This window comes from Methylobacterium sp. A52T (assembly GCF_053346095.1).
Genome location: NZ_JBKFBI010000011.1, coordinates 44,165 through 60,363, shown reverse-complemented (window position 1 = coordinate 60,363; position 16,199 = coordinate 44,165). Strand labels below are relative to the sequence as shown.

14 protein-coding genes are annotated in these 16,199 nt (G+C 68.7%); 9 read left to right on the top strand and 5 right to left on the bottom strand.

All coding sequences use genetic code 11. The features are described 5' to 3' along the window. The first annotated feature begins 30 nt into the window (after positions 1–30). From ACLBYE_RS04950 to ACLBYE_RS04940, 3 genes are all read left to right on the top strand, one after another. A complete protein-coding gene (locus tag ACLBYE_RS04950) occupies positions 31–837 on the top strand; it encodes an enoyl-CoA hydratase-related protein (RefSeq protein WP_053621842.1) in 807 nt (268 codons plus the stop codon). A gap of 173 nt (positions 838–1,010) precedes the next feature. After that, the gene (locus ACLBYE_RS04945; protein WP_447693284.1) at positions 1,011–2,360 is read left to right on the top strand and encodes an MFS transporter; all 1,350 of its coding nucleotides are present in this window, start codon (positions 1,011–1,013) and stop codon (positions 2,358–2,360) included. A gap of 31 nt (positions 2,361–2,391) precedes the next feature. After that, positions 2,392–2,859: a TIGR02444 family protein gene (locus ACLBYE_RS04940; RefSeq protein ID WP_043758529.1), complete on the top strand. Its 468-nt coding sequence runs from the start codon at positions 2,392–2,394 to the stop codon at positions 2,857–2,859. 7 nt (positions 2,860–2,866) lie between these two features. On the opposite strand, the gene ACLBYE_RS04935 is transcribed toward ACLBYE_RS04940, so the two are convergent. Continuing rightward, positions 2,867–3,439: a UbiX family flavin prenyltransferase gene (locus tag ACLBYE_RS04935; protein WP_012321644.1), complete on the bottom strand. Its 573-nt coding sequence runs from the start codon at positions 3,437–3,439 to the stop codon at positions 2,867–2,869. A gap of 108 nt (positions 3,440–3,547) precedes the next feature. Next, the gene (locus ACLBYE_RS04930; RefSeq protein ID WP_043758526.1) at positions 3,548–4,471 is read right to left on the bottom strand and encodes a LysR family transcriptional regulator; all 924 of its coding nucleotides are present in this window, start codon (positions 4,469–4,471) and stop codon (positions 3,548–3,550) included. Positions 4,472–4,647: 176 nt separating this feature from the next. On the opposite strand from ACLBYE_RS04930, the gene ACLBYE_RS04925 reads away from it, so the two are divergent. Genes ACLBYE_RS04925 through ACLBYE_RS04915 form a run of 3 tightly spaced genes read left to right on the top strand, consistent with a single transcriptional unit; the run spans position 4,648 to position 8,535 of the window. Then, the gene (locus ACLBYE_RS04925; RefSeq protein WP_447693283.1) at positions 4,648–6,033 is read left to right on the top strand and encodes a UbiD family decarboxylase; all 1,386 of its coding nucleotides are present in this window, start codon (positions 4,648–4,650) and stop codon (positions 6,031–6,033) included. Between the two features lie 4 nt (positions 6,034–6,037). Continuing rightward, a complete protein-coding gene (locus tag ACLBYE_RS04920) occupies positions 6,038–7,744 on the top strand; it encodes a GMC family oxidoreductase (RefSeq protein WP_447693282.1) in 1,707 nt (568 codons plus the stop codon). Continuing rightward, entirely contained in the window at positions 7,741–8,535 is a 795-nt protein-coding gene (locus tag ACLBYE_RS04915) for an alpha/beta fold hydrolase (RefSeq protein ID WP_012321648.1), read from the top strand. Before ACLBYE_RS04920 ends, ACLBYE_RS04915 begins: the two co-directional genes overlap by 4 nt. Before the next feature lie 748 nt (positions 8,536–9,283). On the opposite strand, the gene ACLBYE_RS04910 is transcribed toward ACLBYE_RS04915, so the two are convergent. The 3 genes from ACLBYE_RS04910 to ACLBYE_RS04900 all read right to left on the bottom strand — a co-directional run bounded on the left by ACLBYE_RS04910 (position 9,284) and on the right by ACLBYE_RS04900 (position 11,117). Further along, positions 9,284–9,796, bottom strand: a complete 513-nt coding sequence (locus ACLBYE_RS04910) for a hypothetical protein (protein ID WP_447693281.1) — start codon at positions 9,794–9,796, stop codon at positions 9,284–9,286. A 435-nt stretch (positions 9,797–10,231) separates the two neighbouring features. After that, positions 10,232–10,867, bottom strand: a complete 636-nt coding sequence (locus ACLBYE_RS04905) for a glutathione S-transferase family protein (protein ID WP_447693280.1) — start codon at positions 10,865–10,867, stop codon at positions 10,232–10,234. 40 nt (positions 10,868–10,907) lie between these two features. Then, positions 10,908–11,117: a hypothetical protein gene (locus ACLBYE_RS04900; RefSeq protein ID WP_043759356.1), complete on the bottom strand. Its 210-nt coding sequence runs from the start codon at positions 11,115–11,117 to the stop codon at positions 10,908–10,910. 268 nt (positions 11,118–11,385) lie between these two features. On the opposite strand from ACLBYE_RS04900, the gene ACLBYE_RS04895 reads away from it, so the two are divergent. From ACLBYE_RS04895 to ACLBYE_RS04885, 3 genes are read left to right on the top strand one after another with little or no spacing between them, the layout of a single operon-like run. Beyond that, a complete protein-coding gene (locus tag ACLBYE_RS04895) occupies positions 11,386–12,195 on the top strand; it encodes a Crp/Fnr family transcriptional regulator (RefSeq protein ID WP_447693279.1) in 810 nt (269 codons plus the stop codon). Next, positions 12,192–15,770, top strand: a complete 3,579-nt coding sequence (locus ACLBYE_RS04890) for a PAS domain S-box protein (protein ID WP_447693278.1) — start codon at positions 12,192–12,194, stop codon at positions 15,768–15,770. Before ACLBYE_RS04895 ends, ACLBYE_RS04890 begins: the two co-directional genes overlap by 4 nt. Positions 15,771–15,772: 2 nt before the next feature. Then, a complete protein-coding gene (locus ACLBYE_RS04885) occupies positions 15,773–16,198 on the top strand; it encodes a response regulator (RefSeq protein ID WP_447693277.1) in 426 nt (141 codons plus the stop codon). Position 16,199 lies beyond the last annotated feature (1 nt).

Genomic DNA, 16,199 nt, shown 5'->3' with positions numbered 1-16,199 from the left:
CCCAACGAATTACAGCGAGAGCCCAGACCCATGACGACTGACACCCCCACCATCGACCCGCGCCTGACGAACCTCGACGGCTTCCGCGTCGAGATCGACGCCGAGCGCGAGCGTGCCGACGTGATCCTGGCGCGGCCGCCGATGAATGTCATCGCGATGCCCCAGCGCGACGAGATCCGGAAGGTGTTCGAGGCGCTGGACGAGGATCCCCGCGTGCGGGTCATCGTTCTGCGGGCGGAGGGCGAGCACTTCTCGTCGGGGGGCTACATCAAGGGCTTCCTCGACGCCTCGCCCGAACACGTCTCGAAGCTCGCCTGGAACATGGCGGCGCCGGCCCGCTGCTCGAAGCCCGTCATCGCCGCCAACCGTGGCTACACGTTCGGGGTCGGCTTCGAGATCTCGCTGGCCTGCGACTTCCGCATCGTCTCCGAGACCTGCCGCTACGCGCTTCCCGAACAGAAGCTCGGCCAGATTCCCGGCTCCGGCGGCTCGGCCCGGCTCCAGAAGATCGTCGGCATCACCCGGACCAAGGATATCGTGATGCGCTCCAAGCGCATCCCCGGGCGGCAGGCCCTCGACTGGGGCATCGCCACCGAATGCGTACCCGACGCGGACCTGGAGAAGGCCACCGACGCCCTCGTGGAGGAACTGCGCGCCTTCTCGCCCATCGCCCAGCGCACCGCCAAGAAGCTCCTCAACGACACCGAAGACGCGAGCCTGTCCATCGCCATCGAGCTCGAAGGACACTGCTACAGCCGCCTTCGTCAGGCCGACGACTTCCGCGAGGGCGTCGAGGCGTTCCACGCCAAGCGCGCGCCGCGCTTCACCGGCTCATAGTCCGGCCGCGCCGGGGGGGCTGCCGAGCGGTTCCCCCCATCCTGTGACGCCTACCGCACCGCTTCGATCCCGCCCAGGCGGGAAACGACGGCGCACGCCCGAATGGCTCCCGCCCAGACCCAGAGCCCGAACCGGCCCCCCGCGGCAACGACCGCATCCCCCGGAGGAAATCTATGCAGACCGCCGCCACCTTCGCATCCGATCCCCCCGCCCTCGCCAAACCCACAGGCCGGCAGACGGTGACCGCCGCCATGGCCTCGCTGTTCGGCTGGGGGCTCGATCTCTTCGACCTGTTCATCCTGCTTTACGTCGCGCCGGTCGTTGGCACGTTGTTCTTCCCGGCGGACAAGCCGATGCTGTCGCTGGCCGGCGCCTATGCGTCCTTCGCGGTCACGCTGCTGATCCGGCCCCTCGGCTCGGCCCTGTTCGGCTCCTATGCGGACCGCTTCGGCCGCCGTCGCGCCCTCATGGTGGCGGTGGTCGGCGTCGGCATATCGACCGCGGTCTTCGGTCTCCTGCCGACGGTCGGCCAGATCGGATGGCTCGCGACTGCGGTCTTCCTTTTCTTCCGCCTCGTCCAGGGCATCTTCGTCGGCGGCGTCGTCGCGGCATCCCACACGATCGGTACGGAATCCGTGCCGGAGCGGTGGCGGGGGCTGATGTCCGGGGCGGTCGGCGGTGGCGGCTCGGCCATCGGCGGCCTGCTTGCCTCCCTGGTCTTCTATGTCGTCTCGCTCATGGCGCCGGGAGAAGCCTTCGCCGACTGGGGCTGGCGGCTGATGTTCTTCTCGGGTCTCCTGACCTCGGTGATCGGCCTGATCCTCTTCCGCAATCTCGAGGAATCCCCGATCTTCAAGGATCTCCAGGCCCGGAAGGCGGCGCTCCGGGCAGGCGCTCCGGCGGAGGCCTCGCCGATCCGCTCCCTGTTCTCACCGTCCAACCGGCGAAGCTTCGCGGTCGCGACTCTCATCTCCTTCGGTGGTGGCGCAGCCTACTACCTTACGTCCGGCTACCTGCCGACCCTCCTCAAGCTCGTGAACGGCGTGCCGAACGCCACCGCCTCGATGATCCTGATCGGCGCCAACGTCGCGGCGGCGATCGGCGCCTGCGGCATGGGCGAACTGAGCCAGCATATCGGGCGCAAACGGTCGTTCCTTCTGATGGGCGTCATCCGCCTGCTCGCTTTTCCCGCCCTGTTCCTGACCATGGCGAACACGACGAGCCTCGTTGGGGTCGCGGCCTGCGCCTTCCTGCTGGCGCTCATCGCCAACGCCAGCTACGGGCCGCTGCTGATCTTCCTCAACGAAAAATTCCCGACGGCGGTGCGGGCCACGGGGACGGGCCTGACCTGGAACATCGGCTTCGCCCTCGGCGGCATGCTGCCGACGCTCGTCTCCCTTGTCGCCGACGGGCCGACGCAGATTCCGATGGTGCTGGCCGTCATCACGACCGGCGTCACCCTGGTCTATCTTGTCGGTGCCTTCCTGACCAACGAGACGCAGGGCAATCTCGACCGGGCCTGACGATACGGTTCTGCGCGGGCGGAGGCCTCCCATGACGAGTGATCCCCTCTGGACCTTCGCCTGCGCATTCTATGGCCGGCCCGGCGTCGCCGCGGCCTGCCTCGCCCTCCAGGACGAGGGCGGCGCCGATGTGCCCCTGCTCCTGTACCTGATCTGGTGCGGGAGGACCGGACGAAGGCTGGACGCCTCGGCGCTCGCCGGAGCGGAAGCCCGGATTGGCCCCTGGCGCGGACAGGTGATTATTCCCTTACGGGCGATCCGCCGGGCGATGCGGTCTGACCTCATGCCGGGCCAGGGGACGGAGGCGCTCCGGGAGCGGATCAAGCTCGCGGAGATCGAGGCGGAGCGCCTCGCCCTCGCGGCTCTCTTCGAGGCCGCGCCGGTCCCAGATATGCCGGTGAGTTCGGGCGGCGAGGCGCTGGCCCTCTATGCCGCCCATCTCGGCCGGACCTGGCCGGAGGCACCGCTGCGGGTTCTCGCGACGGCGCTGGAGGGCTGAGCGCCGGTCAGCCTTCTCCGCTCCGCCAACGCCGGACGCCGGGTGCATCGATGTCGAACAGGTCGAGAACCCGCCCGATCGTATGGTCCACCATTTCTGCGAGGCTCTCCGGACGCGCGTAGAAGGCCGGAACCGGAGGGGCGATGATCGCCCCCATTTCCGAGAGCGCCGTCATGGTGCGGAGGTGGCCGGTGTGGAGGGGAGTCTCCCGCACCATCAGGACGAGGCGGCGGCGCTCCTTCAGGGTCACGTCGGCGGCCCGCGTCAGCAGGCCGGATGTCACGCCGGTCGCGATCTCGGCCTGGCTCCGCATGGAGCAGGGAGCCACGACCATGCCGCGGGTCCGGAAGGAGCCGGAGGCGATTGAGGCGCCGATGTCCCCCTGGGCGTAGGTCTTGGCGGCCAGGGCGCGGACGTCGGCGACCTTGAGGTCGGTCTCATGGGCCAGCGTCACCTCGGCCGAGCGCGACATCACGAGATGGGCCGGGATCGCGAGGTCGCGCAGGATTTCCAGGAGACGGATCCCATAGATCACCCCCGAAGCACCCGAGATGCCGACCACAAGGGGCAGCGGTGTCATCGTTCCTCCCGGCCGCAACGGGCGCGGCGACCTTGCCGGTGACAGTATCGGGGTGTGCTCGCCCGTGTCGAATAACGTCGGCTGATCGCTGCCATCAGTCCGGGGGGCTCAACCGGTGATGATATGGGCCTGGAGTGCGGCCGCCGCCGCGTTCAACTCCTCCTCAAGGATACCGATGAGGAGCTGCGCCGCGTAACTGAGCGGTTTCTGCGGATGGTGGATGATCACCAATTCGCGGGCGATGCGCGGCGCGACGATGCGGTAGGCCTTGAGGGACCCGTCGGCGAGCTGTCGGCTGACGGCGATGCTCGGCAGCACAGTGAAACGCGTCGAGCGCGCCACAAAGTCCGCGATCGCGGGGGGCAGGTCGAGTTCGAGCTTTGGGCACAGGGTCACGTCCGCGGCGGCGACACGGCGGTCGAGTTCGACGCGCAGGCCGTGTCGGGTCGAAGGCAGGATCAGGTCGAGGGCGGCGAGGTCCGCCATCCGGATGGGCAGGGGCACCGGCAACGGTGTGTCGCGCCCGCCGACCACGACCATTTCCTCGTCGAGGAGGGGGGCCATGACGAGGCCGAGGCGTCGGGCCGGCCGGTTGATCACAGCGAGGTCAAGGGCGCCGGTGCCGACGCCCTCGATGAAGGTGCTGCTGTAGCCATCGGCCAGCGATAGCTCGACCTCTGGGTAGGCCGCCGCGAAGCGAGCGAGGACGCTGGGGATCACGCTCATCGACAGGGACGACAGGATGCCCGCCGTGACGCGGCCCGACACTGTTTGGGACAGGCGCGCCATGGCCGCCCGGGCGTCGGCGACATCCCGCTGGATCGGGTGGACCAGCCGGTGCAGCGTCCGGCCGGCGGCTGTCGGCACCATGGCCTTCGGCTGGCGGTCGAACAGGCGCTGGCCGAGTTCCCGTTCCAGCTTGGCGATCTGCATGCTGAGCGCGGGCTGGACGACGTTCATCCGCTGCGCGGCGCGGGTGACGCTGCCCTCCTCGAACAGGGCGACGAAGTAGGAGATCTGACGGAGATCCATACACGGGACCCAGGCGACACGAGCAACGCGCCAGAGGACCATGTGCGGGCCGGTCGGCGCAATTCAAACCGGCTGATGGGCGGCATCACCAATCGTTATTTTTCCCGCCTGCGAGAAGAGCTTAACGCTTACTCCCATGGCAAGCTTGGTTGAGAAGACCCCGCCGTGAGGACAGCATGAACGCGCCCAATCCCGTCCGTTCCCTCCGCGACTGGCTCGATCGGCTGTCCGGGGATGGGCGCCTCGCCATCGCGCGGCCGGGAATCGGCTTGCGCCACGAGGCAGCGGCGGTGGCGAACCGCCTCGACGGCCGGCAGGCCAGCCTATTTCCGCAGCCCGGGGGGCATCCGGGCACCATCGTCTCCGGGCTCGTGTCGAGCCGGGCCTGGATGGCGGAAGCCCTCGGCACCACGCAGGATCACCTCGTCGCCCATTTCCAGCAGGCCGCCGCCCAGCCGTTCCCCTGGCACGAACACAACTCCGCCCCCGCGCAGGAGGTCGTCCACCGGGAGGGACTCGACATCCTGAAGATCCTGCCGGTGCCGACTCTGAACGAGCACGACAGCGGCCCCTACATCTCGGCGGGCCTGATGATCTCCCGGGACCCAGAGACCGGCCTGCAGAACGTCGCCATCCTGCGCTGCCAAATCAGCGGTCCGGACAGGATCGGCGTGCTGGTCCTGCCCCGGCATACCGACAATTTCTACCGCAAGGCCGAGGCCCAGGGCCGGGGCCTCGAAGTCGCCCTCGTGGTCGGCGTCGATCCCGCCTGCCTCCTCGCCTCCCAGGCCATCGTGCCCCTCGGCCACGACGAGTTGGAGATCGCCGGGGCGCTCACCGGCCAACCCCTCGACGTGGTCAAGTGCCTGACGAACGGCGTGCGCGTTCCGGCGAACGCAGAGATTGTGATCGAGGGCCGCCTCCTGCCCGAAATCCGCGAGCCGGAAGGGCCATTCGGAGAATTCCCGCAATATTACGGGGAGCGGGCCAAGCGGCACGTCATGCAGGTCGATGCGGTGACGCACCGGCGCGATCCGATCTTTCATATGATCGTCGGCGGCGGCCTTGAGCATCTGCTGCTGGGGGCGATCCCCCGGGAGGCCACGATCCTCGCAACGCTGCAGCGCAGCTTCCCCGGTGTCGAGGACGTGCATCTGTCCCTGGGGGGAGTTGGCCGTTACCACCTCTACGTCCGCCTGCGGAAGACACAGGAGGGTGAGGCCAAGAACGTGCTGCTCGGGGCCTTCGCGGCCCACTACGACATCAAGCACGCAGTCGTGGTCGATACGGATGTCGACATCCACGTCCCGCAAGAAGTCGAATGGGCGGTCTCGACGCGGTTCCAGGCGGACCGAGACCTCGTCGTCATCCCTCACGCCCAAGGCTCGAAGCTCGATCCATCAGGCCGCGAGGGGGTCGGCGCGAAGATGGGTCTCGACGCGACCGTTCCGCTGGACGCGCCCCCCATGAAATTCAAGCGCATCCGTGTTCCCGGCGAGGCCGAGGTCGATCTCGACGCGGTGCTCGTGTCCGGCGCCGACTGGCGCGCGGCGATCGGCTGATCCCATGAACGCCTTGCCCGAAACGGTCGACGTGTTGATCGTCGGCGGGGGCTCTGCCGGCTGCGTGATGGCCCACCGGCTCTCCGCCGACCCGCGGCGCCGGGTGCTCCTCGTCGAAGCCGGCATCGATACACCGCCGGGCCGGGTGCCGGCGGAGATTCTCGACAGCTATCCGATGCCGCTGTTCCATGGCGACACCTACATCTGGCCGGGGCTCGACGCGGCGGTCACCCGCGACTCCCGCGGTCGCATGCGGCGGCGGGCCTATGAGCAGGGCCGGGTGATGGGCGGCTCGTCCAGCATCAACGTCCAGGCGGCCAACCGCGGGCTGCCCCGCGATTACGAGGCCTGGGCCGCGCTCGGCGCCGAGGGCTGGGCCTGGGACGACGTACTGCCGTATTTCCGCAGGCTCGAGACCGACCTCGATTGCGGCGGTCCGCTGCACGGCCATGATGGGCCGCTCCCGATCCGGCGCATCCTGGAGCCCGCATGGCCTCCCTTCGCCCATGCGGTCGCCCGCGCCTTCGATGCGACGGGGCTGCCCCGGCGCGTCGATCAGAACGGCGAGTTCGAGGACGGGATCTTCCCGCCGGCCTTCTCCAACCGGGACGACGCGCGGGTCTCGGCCGCCGCCGCGTATTTGGATGTGGGTACGCGGGCCCGGCCGAATCTCACCATCGCCGCCGGCCTCGAGGTCCGTTCGCTGGTGATGGACGGGCGCCGCGCGACCGGGGCCGTGCTGCGGCGGGGCGACGGATCCGAGCAACAAGTGAGCGCCGCCTCCGTAGTCCTGTGCGCCGGCGCTCTTCAATCGCCGGTGCTCCTCCTGCGTGCCGGGATCGGCCCGGGCGATGCGCTCTCCGCCTGCGGGATATCCGTCCGGCTGGATCGTTCGGGCGTCGGCGAGAACCTGCGGGACCATCCCGCTTTGACGATGGCCCAGGTCCTTCCCCGCCCGCTCCGGCTGCCCGAGACCTTCCGGCGCGCGAGCTTGCTGGCCCTGCGCTATTCGTCCGGCCATCCCGAAGGCTGCGCCTCCGATATGTATCTCACTGCCTCCGCCCGTGCCGGCTGGCACGCCCTCGGCGGACGCCTTGCGCTCTACTTCCTCTGGGTGAACCAACCGCACTCGGTCGGGCGCCTGCGCCTCGATCCGGCGAACCCGTCCGGCCCGCCCGACATCGATCTCGGCCTGCTCTCGGATCGCCGCGATCTCGAACGCCTCGCCTCGGGGATTCGGCTGCTCAGCGACCTCGTGGTCTCGCCCACGCTGAACCCCCGCTCCGACGACCTCTTCCCCGCGAACTATTCGCCGCTGATCCGCCGGTTGAGCGCCGTCTCCCCTCGCAACCGGTGGCTCACCGGCCTCCTCGCCCCCGTGTTCGATGCACCGGCCATGCTGCGCGCCCCGCTGCTGCGCGCCGTCCTAGGCGGCCACGCTTGGGCGACAGTGCTTCAGGACGATGGCGCTCTCGACGACTTTGTCCGGGACAACGTCTTCGGGGTCTGGCATGCGAGCGGTACGTGCCGCATGGGCCGGGCCGACGATCCCGGCGCGGTGGTCAATCCGGGGGGACACGTCATCGGAACCGACAACCTGTCCGTCGCCGACGCATCGGTGATGCCCCGCCTTCCTAGCGCAAACACGAACGTCCCGACCTTGATGATTGCGGAAAAGATCGCGGAGAGGATGATGGTGGAGATGGGATGATCCCTCTCGACACATTCGGCGCCTTTGCGGTGGCCGACCTACGGCTGGAATACCGTTTTGTCGGTCCGCAGCCGGACTTGGCGCCGACGCTGGTGTTGCTTCATGAGGGTCTCGGTTCTGCCACGCAGTGGGGCCCGCTGCCGGAAATTCTGGTCGAGAAGACCGGATGCGGTGTCCTGGCTTTCTCGCGCCAGGGTTATGGGGCCTCGAGTCCGGTGCCTCTGCCCCGCCGGACCGACTTTCTCGAACATGAAGCCTGCACCATACTTCCCCAGGTCCTCGACCTCGCGGGACTGCGAAGCGGCCTGCTGATCGGCCATTCCGATGGCGCCTCGATCGCGGCCCTCGCGTTGGCGGAGGGCGACACCCGCGTGCGGGGCGGCATCCTCATCGCGCCCCATTTTTTCGTCGAGGAGGCGACGCTGGCCGGGGCCCGACGGGCCCGGGACGCCTACGACAATGGCGATCTGAAGGTCCGTCTCGGCCGTCGGCATACCGATGTCGAGGGAGCCTTTCGCGGCTGGAACGACGCCTGGTTGGATCCGGCTCGGCGCGGATGGACAATCGAGACAGCCCTTACGCGATGGACCGTCCCGGCAATCATCATCCAGGGGACGAAGGATGCTTACGGAACTAAGGCCCAGATTGGTGCCGCTCGCAGACTTTGCCCCGCCGGTCTGCTGACTGTTTATGAGATGCCGAATGTTGGGCATCACCCACATCGCGAAGCGTTGGCAGAAACTGCCGACGTCATCGCCCGCTTCGTCACACCTGTCTTGAGCAGAAATTAAGTCTCCACAAGACAATGTCTGATTGGCCTTGAAACACACAGTCGCGAGGCCGGGTGCCGGCCCCCTTTCCCGTGGGGGGGGCAGGAGGCGGTGTCAGGTTCGTTGACAGGGTTATTTGGAGTCACCTGCCTCCCAGGCCTCATCCAGATCGAGCTTTCCAAATCCGGGCGAGGACAAAGCCCAGCCGTGGTACTGGGCACGTTCGCCCACGTTGCCGCCCGACAGCTTTCGGCGGGTTCGCGTCCTCGACGGAATGACCGGATTGGATCGGGTAAGAAGCTGTCCCTTTTTCCAGCAAGCCCCCTCCAAAGCGGACCGGCCGCTTTCGGCCAGCTCCGGGCTTCTCAGTAGGCGCCCCTAGACGACTGGGTCGGGTGGATCTTTGCCGTTCCGCTTTCGGACGCGACCATGGAAAAAGCAGACGCCCGGTGATCGTCCGAGTATGGTCGGAAGCCGCTAGCCCAATTTGAAGCCAAAGCTGCAGTTGAACTGTTGCGACCGTAAAGATCTTAATTTGATCCCGGCATTCAAGATCACCATCATCATCGCCCTACCGCAACTTATCGCGCCAGTTGATCGCCAATCGATAGCCGCCCTGATGATCCGGTTTAAGACCTCAATGTTCCGCGCCGGATTAGCCTAAGTAAGCGAGGAGCCGCTGGTCAATAAGGGGCTCCTCGCGTTCGTCCATTAGAGATTTCAGAGGCGGCAGCGACGTCAGGCCGCGGTCAATAGGGACGGTCGTCGACTATGGCTTGCCGCTCGGCGCCACGAACGGGTTCCTCTCGGCTGCCGAGCCGTTCTTGGCGTCGCATTCTTCCAGCCGGTCGAGTGCGGCGGCGCTTTTATCCAGCGCCACCTTGATGGTCGCGCCCTCGCCCTTCACGTCCAGGCCGTCGGCGAGCTTCAGCGACTTGAGGAACCGCTCGTCCTTGACCGGCAACGACACCGCGTTGCCGGAGGCAGCGACGTCCGCCTGCAGCGTGGAGGATCCGGCCACCAACTCGACCGGATAGCTCTTCCCGCGCCCGAGCCTCCATTTCGCCGAACTCATCGTCAGGTCGAGCCCCGCCGCGTCGCGGGTGAACCGGACCTCGACGCCGTCGTCCGTCGTCCGGGTCATCGTGCAACGGTCGAACTTCTGGCCTTTCAAGACGGCGTCGACCTTCCAGGGACCGATGGCGATGGCATCCGCCGGAGCCTCGGCACGGGCTGCGATGGATACAGCCGACAGGGCGAGGGCGGCAATGGCAAGGCGCATGTGGGTCTCCCGGTTCCGTGGACGGGACCATCTCATGAGAAGTCAGGGGGTTCCCGGACGCCAAGCCGCCCTCGGCCGAGGTCACGAACAACAAAGAGACAAGTCTCTCGGTTGAACGCGTCGGCGCACCGGACCCGCCGCAGCCTACCTCCTGCGCTCGCTCTGCGAGCGGCCAGTCACTCTCCCTCGCCCGGTCCTTTGACATCGGATGACGGGTCGCGCTCGTCCGGAGCCGGCGGTAGGTGAGCCGGCGGCAATCGCCCCAGACTGGGCGGCGTCGGCAGGCCGGCATCCTCGTCCGCCGGCGGCAGTTCGTCGGGTCCGGGCCTGTCACTCATCGTGATGTCTCCCATGATCGCGCCGACGCGACGGGCGTCACGCGTTTCCCCTGAAACTGGGGCCGCCCCTGCCTCCGCGCCATCGCGTTTCGGCACCTCAGGTCTTCGGGATCTCCATGCCGCGCCTCACCGCCGGCCGTTCGCCTACCCGCCCCAGCCAAGCGTGCACGTTCGCGATGTCGGCCAAGGTCCCCTCTAGCGGTTCCTTCAGGAACGACGTGGCCGCCAGCGTCCAGGCGTAGCAGGCCATATCGGCGATGGAGTAGTCCGTTCCCGCAAGGTACGGCCCATCGCCAAGGCGCCGGTCCATGACGTGCAGCAGGCGGTCGGCCTCTTCGGTGAACCGCTTAATGGCCAGCGGCGCCTTCTCGTCGGAACGTACCGCGAAGAAGCCGAGCTGGCCCAGCATCGGCCCGAGGCCGCCCATCTGCCAGTGCAGCCATTCCAGCGCCTTGTAACGGGCAGGCCCCGAGGGGGCGAGGAAGCGTCCCGTTTTCTCGGCGAGGTAGGTGAGGATCGCGCCGCTCTCGAACACCGACAGGGGACCGCCTTCCGCCTCGTCGTCGACGATGGCCGGGATCTTGTTGTTGGGCGAGACCTTCAGGAAGTCGGGCGCGAACTGCTCGTCCTTGCCGATGTCCACCGGCACCACGGTGTAGGGTAGCCCGCACTCCTCCAGCATAATCGGGATCTTGCGGCCGTTCGGGGTCGACCAAGTATAGAGCGTGATCATACGGTCCCTTCCGACTCGCGGCTTCCGTAGGACCCAACCACTATCGCAAGGTCGGGGATTCGCCGGGCTTGAGGTGGGGATCGCCGCCATCGGGACCGCCGAGCGACACGTGGTCGTTGAGGCGGCCGAGGTGTTCAAAGACATGCTCGAAGGCATCGGTCACGGCCCGCTCGAAGGAGCCGTCTCCCTTGCCTTGTGCGTCCCTCAGGGCGCTCAGCAGCGCGCGGTGCTTCTCGGTATCCGTCGACATCGCGTTTCTCCCGGTTGGCTGTTGATTTGGCTCAGAAGGCCAATTTGCCCGCGCCGTGCAGGTTCCCCAGGGCTTCCGTGGCCTCCCCTCTGGTGACCGCTCCGGATCGGACGAGGCTCTTCGCCCAAGCGCGTCGTCGCCGTCGGCGAGCCGACGAAAAAGTCGCGCCCGTCATCCGGTTTCGGCATCAGGTGTCAGGTATCGGACATCTTTGCGCCAGGAAGTCCGCTAGTGGACAACCCGACCGCCGGCGCCGCGACCATTCCCCGTGAATATCCGAACCTCGTCCACCATCGACGGCAACCTGCTGCTCGAAGCCCTCGATGCCGACGACCGCGCCCTGTTGGCGCCGTACGCCGAGCGCCGAGAGGTCCGTCGCGGCGACGTACTGTTCCGCGCCGGCGACGACGTCAGCCACGTTACCTTCCCTTCCCACCATTGCGTCGTCACCCTGGTCGTGCCGCTCATGGACGGGAAGTCGGTCGAGACCGCCACTGTCGGTCGCGAGGGCGCCATGGGAGGCGTCGTCAGCCACGGCTACCTGCCGGCGTTCGGGCAGGCCGTGGTCCAGGTCAGCGGCCCGGTCATCCGGATCGACGCAGTACGCCTGTCCGAGGCCAAGCAGGCCTCGAAGGGCGTCCGCGACCTGTTCGTGCGCTACGCCGACTGCCTGCTCGCCCAGGTCCTGCAATCGGTCGCCTGCAACGCCGCGCACACCATCGAGCGGCGATGCCTGCGCTGGCTCCTGACACTGCAGGACCGGATCGGCACGCCCGAATTGCCGGTCACCCACGAACTCCTCGCCGACATGCTCGGGGTGCGTCGCGCCTACCTCACCGAGGTTCTCGGGCGCATGCAGCGCGACGGCCTGATCACCATCGGCCACGGACGCATCACCCTCCCGGACCGGAAACGCGCCGAAGCCGGCTCGTGCGAGTGCCACGCCGCGGTTCGGCGCCACTTCGAGGAGGTGATGGGTGCCGTCTACGCGCCCGGCGGTCGCATCGTCGCCGTCGATGTCGGCGACCCGGAGCGGCTAAGGCCCCCGTCCGCACTCGTGAAGGACGCGACCCCGTGAACCAGGTCACGCGTCCCGCCCGGGTCGAGGAGGACGCGCGGCTGGCCGCGCTCGCCGCGTTCGACATCCTCGACACCCCGCCCGAGCGCGGCTTCGACGACATCGTCCATCTCGCGCGCCGCCTCTGCGCCGCGCCGGTGGCCCTAGTCAGCCTGGTCGACCGCGACCGCCAGTGGTTCAAGGCGCGCGCAGGCTTCCCGCCCTGCGAGACCGACCTCGACCGCTCGGTGTGCAAGTTCGTGCTTGCCGAACCCGGCGTCCTGCAGATCCCGGACCTGACGCGCGACCCCCGCACCCGCGCCAACCCGCTGGTGACCGGCGAACCGCGCCTGCGCTTCTACGCCGGCGCGCCCCTACGCACGCCCGAGGGGCAGGTGCTCGGCAGCCTGTGCGTCATCGACCACGTGCCGCGCCCGGGCGGCCTCTCCCCGGAACAGGTTGTGGACCTTGAGGCGCTCGCCCGGCAGGTCATGGACCAGCTCCTGCTGCGCCGGTCACTCTCGGATCGCGACCGCGTCGGGCGCCAGGGCGAGGCTGTCGCCGCGACCCTGGCCGGCGTCGCGGCGGCGGGGGGCGACCTCGACGAGAGCTTCCGGGCTGTGCTGGCGGGCGCGATGCGCGCCGTCCCCGCCGCCGAGGCCGGCACGGTCGAGATCCGCGAGGGCAATTCCCTTGTCTACCGCGCAGTCACGGACGGCCTCACACCGCATCTCGGCCTTCGCGTCCCGCTCCGGGGTAGCCTCGCGGGTGCCTGCTACCGGGAAGGCGTCCCGCTTCTCGTTCCCGATGTCCTGACCGATGACCGGGTCGAGCCTGAACTGGCCGAGCGGCTTCGCCAGCGCTCGTGCATGCTGGTGCCCGTCCGCCGCGGCGGTGTCGTGGTCGGGGTCCTGAAGCTGCAATCGAGCCGCCCGAACGCCTTCGCCGAGGAGGATCTGCAGGTTCTCGGCGTCCTCGCCGGTTCCGTCGCCTCCGGCCTTGCAGAGGCCGGCGAGCGCGCCGCCAACCGAGCGGCAGCCCTGACCGAGTACCGTCGTCGCGCCGTGTTCGACAGCGCGCAGGACTACGCCATCATCCTGCTCGACCTCGACGGCCGGATCACGGACTGGAACGCGGGCGCGACCCGGATCCTCGGCTGGCGTCCCGAGGAGATGTGCAGCGAGACCGCCGACGCGTTCTTCACGCCGGAGGACCGGCGCGATGGCATCCCCGCCATGGAGATGCAGTCCGCCCTGGAGACGGGCACCGGCGTCGACGAGCGCTGGCACCTGCGCCGCGACGGCGAGCGGTTCTGGGCCAACGGCGAGATGATGGTGCTGCGCGACGAGGCCGGCGCAGCAATCGGCTTCATCAAGATCCTGCGCGACCGGACGGAGCAGAAGGAGGCCGCCGCCCGCCTGCAGGAAAGCCAGGAACGCTACCAACTGGCGGCGCGCGCGACCAACGACGCAATCTGGGACTGGAACCTCGCCACCAACCACGTCCTGTGGAACGAGGCTCTGACCGAGGCCTACGGCCATGCTCCTGCGACGGTCGAGCCGACCGGAGAGTGGTGGATCGCGCAGGTCCATCCCGAGGACCGCAACCGCATCGACGCCTCGATCCACGCCGTCATCGACGGCGTCGGCACGACCTGGACGGAAGAGTACCGCTTCCGGCGCGCCGACGACTCCTACGCGCACGTGCTCGACCGCGGCCACGTCATGCGGGACGCGGACGGCCGGGCCTGCCGCATGATCGGCGCGATGCTCGACCTGACCGCGCGCATGCGGGCCGAGGACGCCCTGCGCACGAGCGAGCGCCGCTTAGGGCTCGAACGAGGACTGCTGGAGGCGATCTTCCGCCAGGCGCCGGTCGGTATCTCCATCGCCGGAGCCGACGCCGGGAGGCCATCGTCCCTGAACGCCAAGGCCGAGGAGATCCTCGGCCACGGGCTCGGGACCCAGGGCGACGCCCGGTACGTCTCCTACGGCGCCCTGCACCCGGATGGTCGCCGGTACGAGCCCACCGAGTACCCAACCCTCCGCGCCCTGCGGAAGGGCGAGACGGTGCGCGGCGAGGAGATGCGCTATCGCAACGCCGAGACGGGCGAGCTACACCTCCTAGAGGTGTCGAGCGGACCCGTGCGTGACGACGAGGGCGCGATCCAGGCTGCGGTGACCGTGCTGGTCGACGTCGGGGACCAGCGCCGGGCGGATGCCGAGACGCGCCGCCTCGCCGCCCTGGTCGAGCAGAGCCAGGACTTCATCGGCCTGGCGGCGCCCGACGGGAGCGTCGACTTCGTTAACGAGGCCGGTCGGCGCCTCATCGGGCTGCCCGACCTCGCCGCGGCCAGGGCCATGCCCATCGTGGACTACTTCGTGCCGGGGGAGCGCGCGCGCGTCCTCGAACAGGTGCTGCCGGCGGTCGAGCGGGACGGGTTCTGGGAGGGCGAGCTCAACTTTCGTCACGTGGTCACGGGGGCTGCGGTCCCGGTCCTGTACAACCTCTTCCCCGTGCGCGACGCCGACGGGCGCAAGCTCGGCTACGGCACCGTCACGCGCGACCTCACGGAACAGAAGAAGGCGCGCCAGGCCCTGCAAGCCAGCGAGGCGACGCTGCGCGCCGTACTCGACACGGTACCGGTCGGCATCCTGTTCGCGGAGGCGCCGTCCGGTCGTATCGTCGCCGGCAACCGGCGGCTGGAGGAGATCTTCCGCCATCCGATACTGCCGTCGCCCAACGCCGACAGCTACGGCGAATGGGTCGCCTTCCACGAGGACGGTCGCCGGGTCGCTCCGGAGGAGTACCCGCTCAGCCGCCTCATCCGGGAAGGGGTCGAGCACGCCGAGATGCGCTGCGAGTACCAGCGTGGCGACGGTACCCGGCTCTGGATCGAGATCGCCGGTGCGCCGATGCGCGACGACACCGGCGCGGTGGTCGGCGCGGTTGTGGCGGTCGCCGACATCGACACCCGCCGCCGGGCCGAGGAACGGCAGGATCTGCTCAACCAAGAGCTCTCGCACCGGATGAAGAACCTGCTGGCGATGGTGCAGGCCATCGCCGCCTCGACCCTGCGCGGCGCCACCGACATGGACGCGGCGCGGGAGGTCCTCGGCAGCCGGCTGGTCGCGCTCGGCAAGGCGCACGACGTACTTCTCGGGGGCGCTGCCGAGAGTGCTTCCCTTGCGGCTGTGGTCCGGGAAGGCGTCGGCGTTCAGGAATCGGCCAGTCGGCGCGTCGCGTACGAGGGCCCGGACGTCGAGATCGGCGGCAAGGCCGCGCTGTCCCTCGCCCTCACCCTGCACGAGCTGACCACGAACGCGGTCAAGTACGGCGCGCTATCGGTGCCCGACGGCAAGGTCTCCCTGACGGCCTCGCTGGTCGGGCCGGCGGACGCGCCGCGCCTGCGCATCGCATGGATGGAAACCGGCGGTCCTCCGGTCGTGCCGCCATCGCGAAAGGGGTTCGGGTCGCGCCTGATCGAGCGCGGTCTGACGGCGCAGGTCAACGCCAACCTCTCGCTCGACTACCGCCCAGAGGGAGTGGCGTGCGTCGTCGAGGCGGCGCTGGCCGATTTTCAGGCGCTGGCCTGACGTTGCGGCGCAACGAAGGGTCGGGCGGGCCGTTGCCGCTTGCCATGACCGATGCCCCGAACGCGAAGACGGCCCTGGTGGTCGAGGACGAAATGCTCTTCCGCCTGGAGGTCCGCGACCTTCTCGAAGCGGAGGGTTATGCCGTGGTCGAGGCCAGCAACGCCGCCCAGGCACTCGACCGGCTCGTCGACGGGGTCGTGCTGGTGGTCACCGACGTGCGCATGCCGGGCCGGATGGATGGCCTGGCGCTCGCCCGCGAGGTCACCCGTCGACGATCCGACGTGGCCGTCGTCGTCGTGTCGGCGCAGGTGACACCTCAACCTGGTGACCTGCCCGACCAAGTCCCTTTCGTCGAACGCCCGTTCTCGGAGAACCGCTTCCGCGAGGCAGTCGACAGGGCCGTAGCGGCAATGACCGCGGGCCTGTGAT

Coding starts and splice junctions, on each gene's coding strand:
- ACLBYE_RS04950 (WP_053621842.1), top strand. CDS start 31: ATGACGACTGACACCCCCACCATCGACCCGCGCCTGACGAACCTCGAC.
- ACLBYE_RS04945 (WP_447693284.1), top strand. CDS start 1,011: ATGCAGACCGCCGCCACCTTCGCATCCGATCCCCCCGCCCTCGCCAAA.
- ACLBYE_RS04940 (WP_043758529.1), top strand. CDS start 2,392: ATGACGAGTGATCCCCTCTGGACCTTCGCCTGCGCATTCTATGGCCGG.
- ACLBYE_RS04935 (WP_012321644.1), bottom strand. CDS start 3,439: ATGACACCGCTGCCCCTTGTGGTCGGCATCTCGGGTGCTTCGGGGGTG.
- ACLBYE_RS04930 (WP_043758526.1), bottom strand. CDS start 4,471: ATGGATCTCCGTCAGATCTCCTACTTCGTCGCCCTGTTCGAGGAGGGC.
- ACLBYE_RS04925 (WP_447693283.1), top strand. CDS start 4,648: ATGAACGCGCCCAATCCCGTCCGTTCCCTCCGCGACTGGCTCGATCGG.
- ACLBYE_RS04920 (WP_447693282.1), top strand. CDS start 6,038: ATGAACGCCTTGCCCGAAACGGTCGACGTGTTGATCGTCGGCGGGGGC.
- ACLBYE_RS04915 (WP_012321648.1), top strand. CDS start 7,741: ATGATCCCTCTCGACACATTCGGCGCCTTTGCGGTGGCCGACCTACGG.
- ACLBYE_RS04910 (WP_447693281.1), bottom strand. CDS start 9,796: ATGCGCCTTGCCATTGCCGCCCTCGCCCTGTCGGCTGTATCCATCGCA.
- ACLBYE_RS04905 (WP_447693280.1), bottom strand. CDS start 10,867: ATGATCACGCTCTATACTTGGTCGACCCCGAACGGCCGCAAGATCCCG.
- ACLBYE_RS04900 (WP_043759356.1), bottom strand. CDS start 11,117: ATGTCGACGGATACCGAGAAGCACCGCGCGCTGCTGAGCGCCCTGAGG.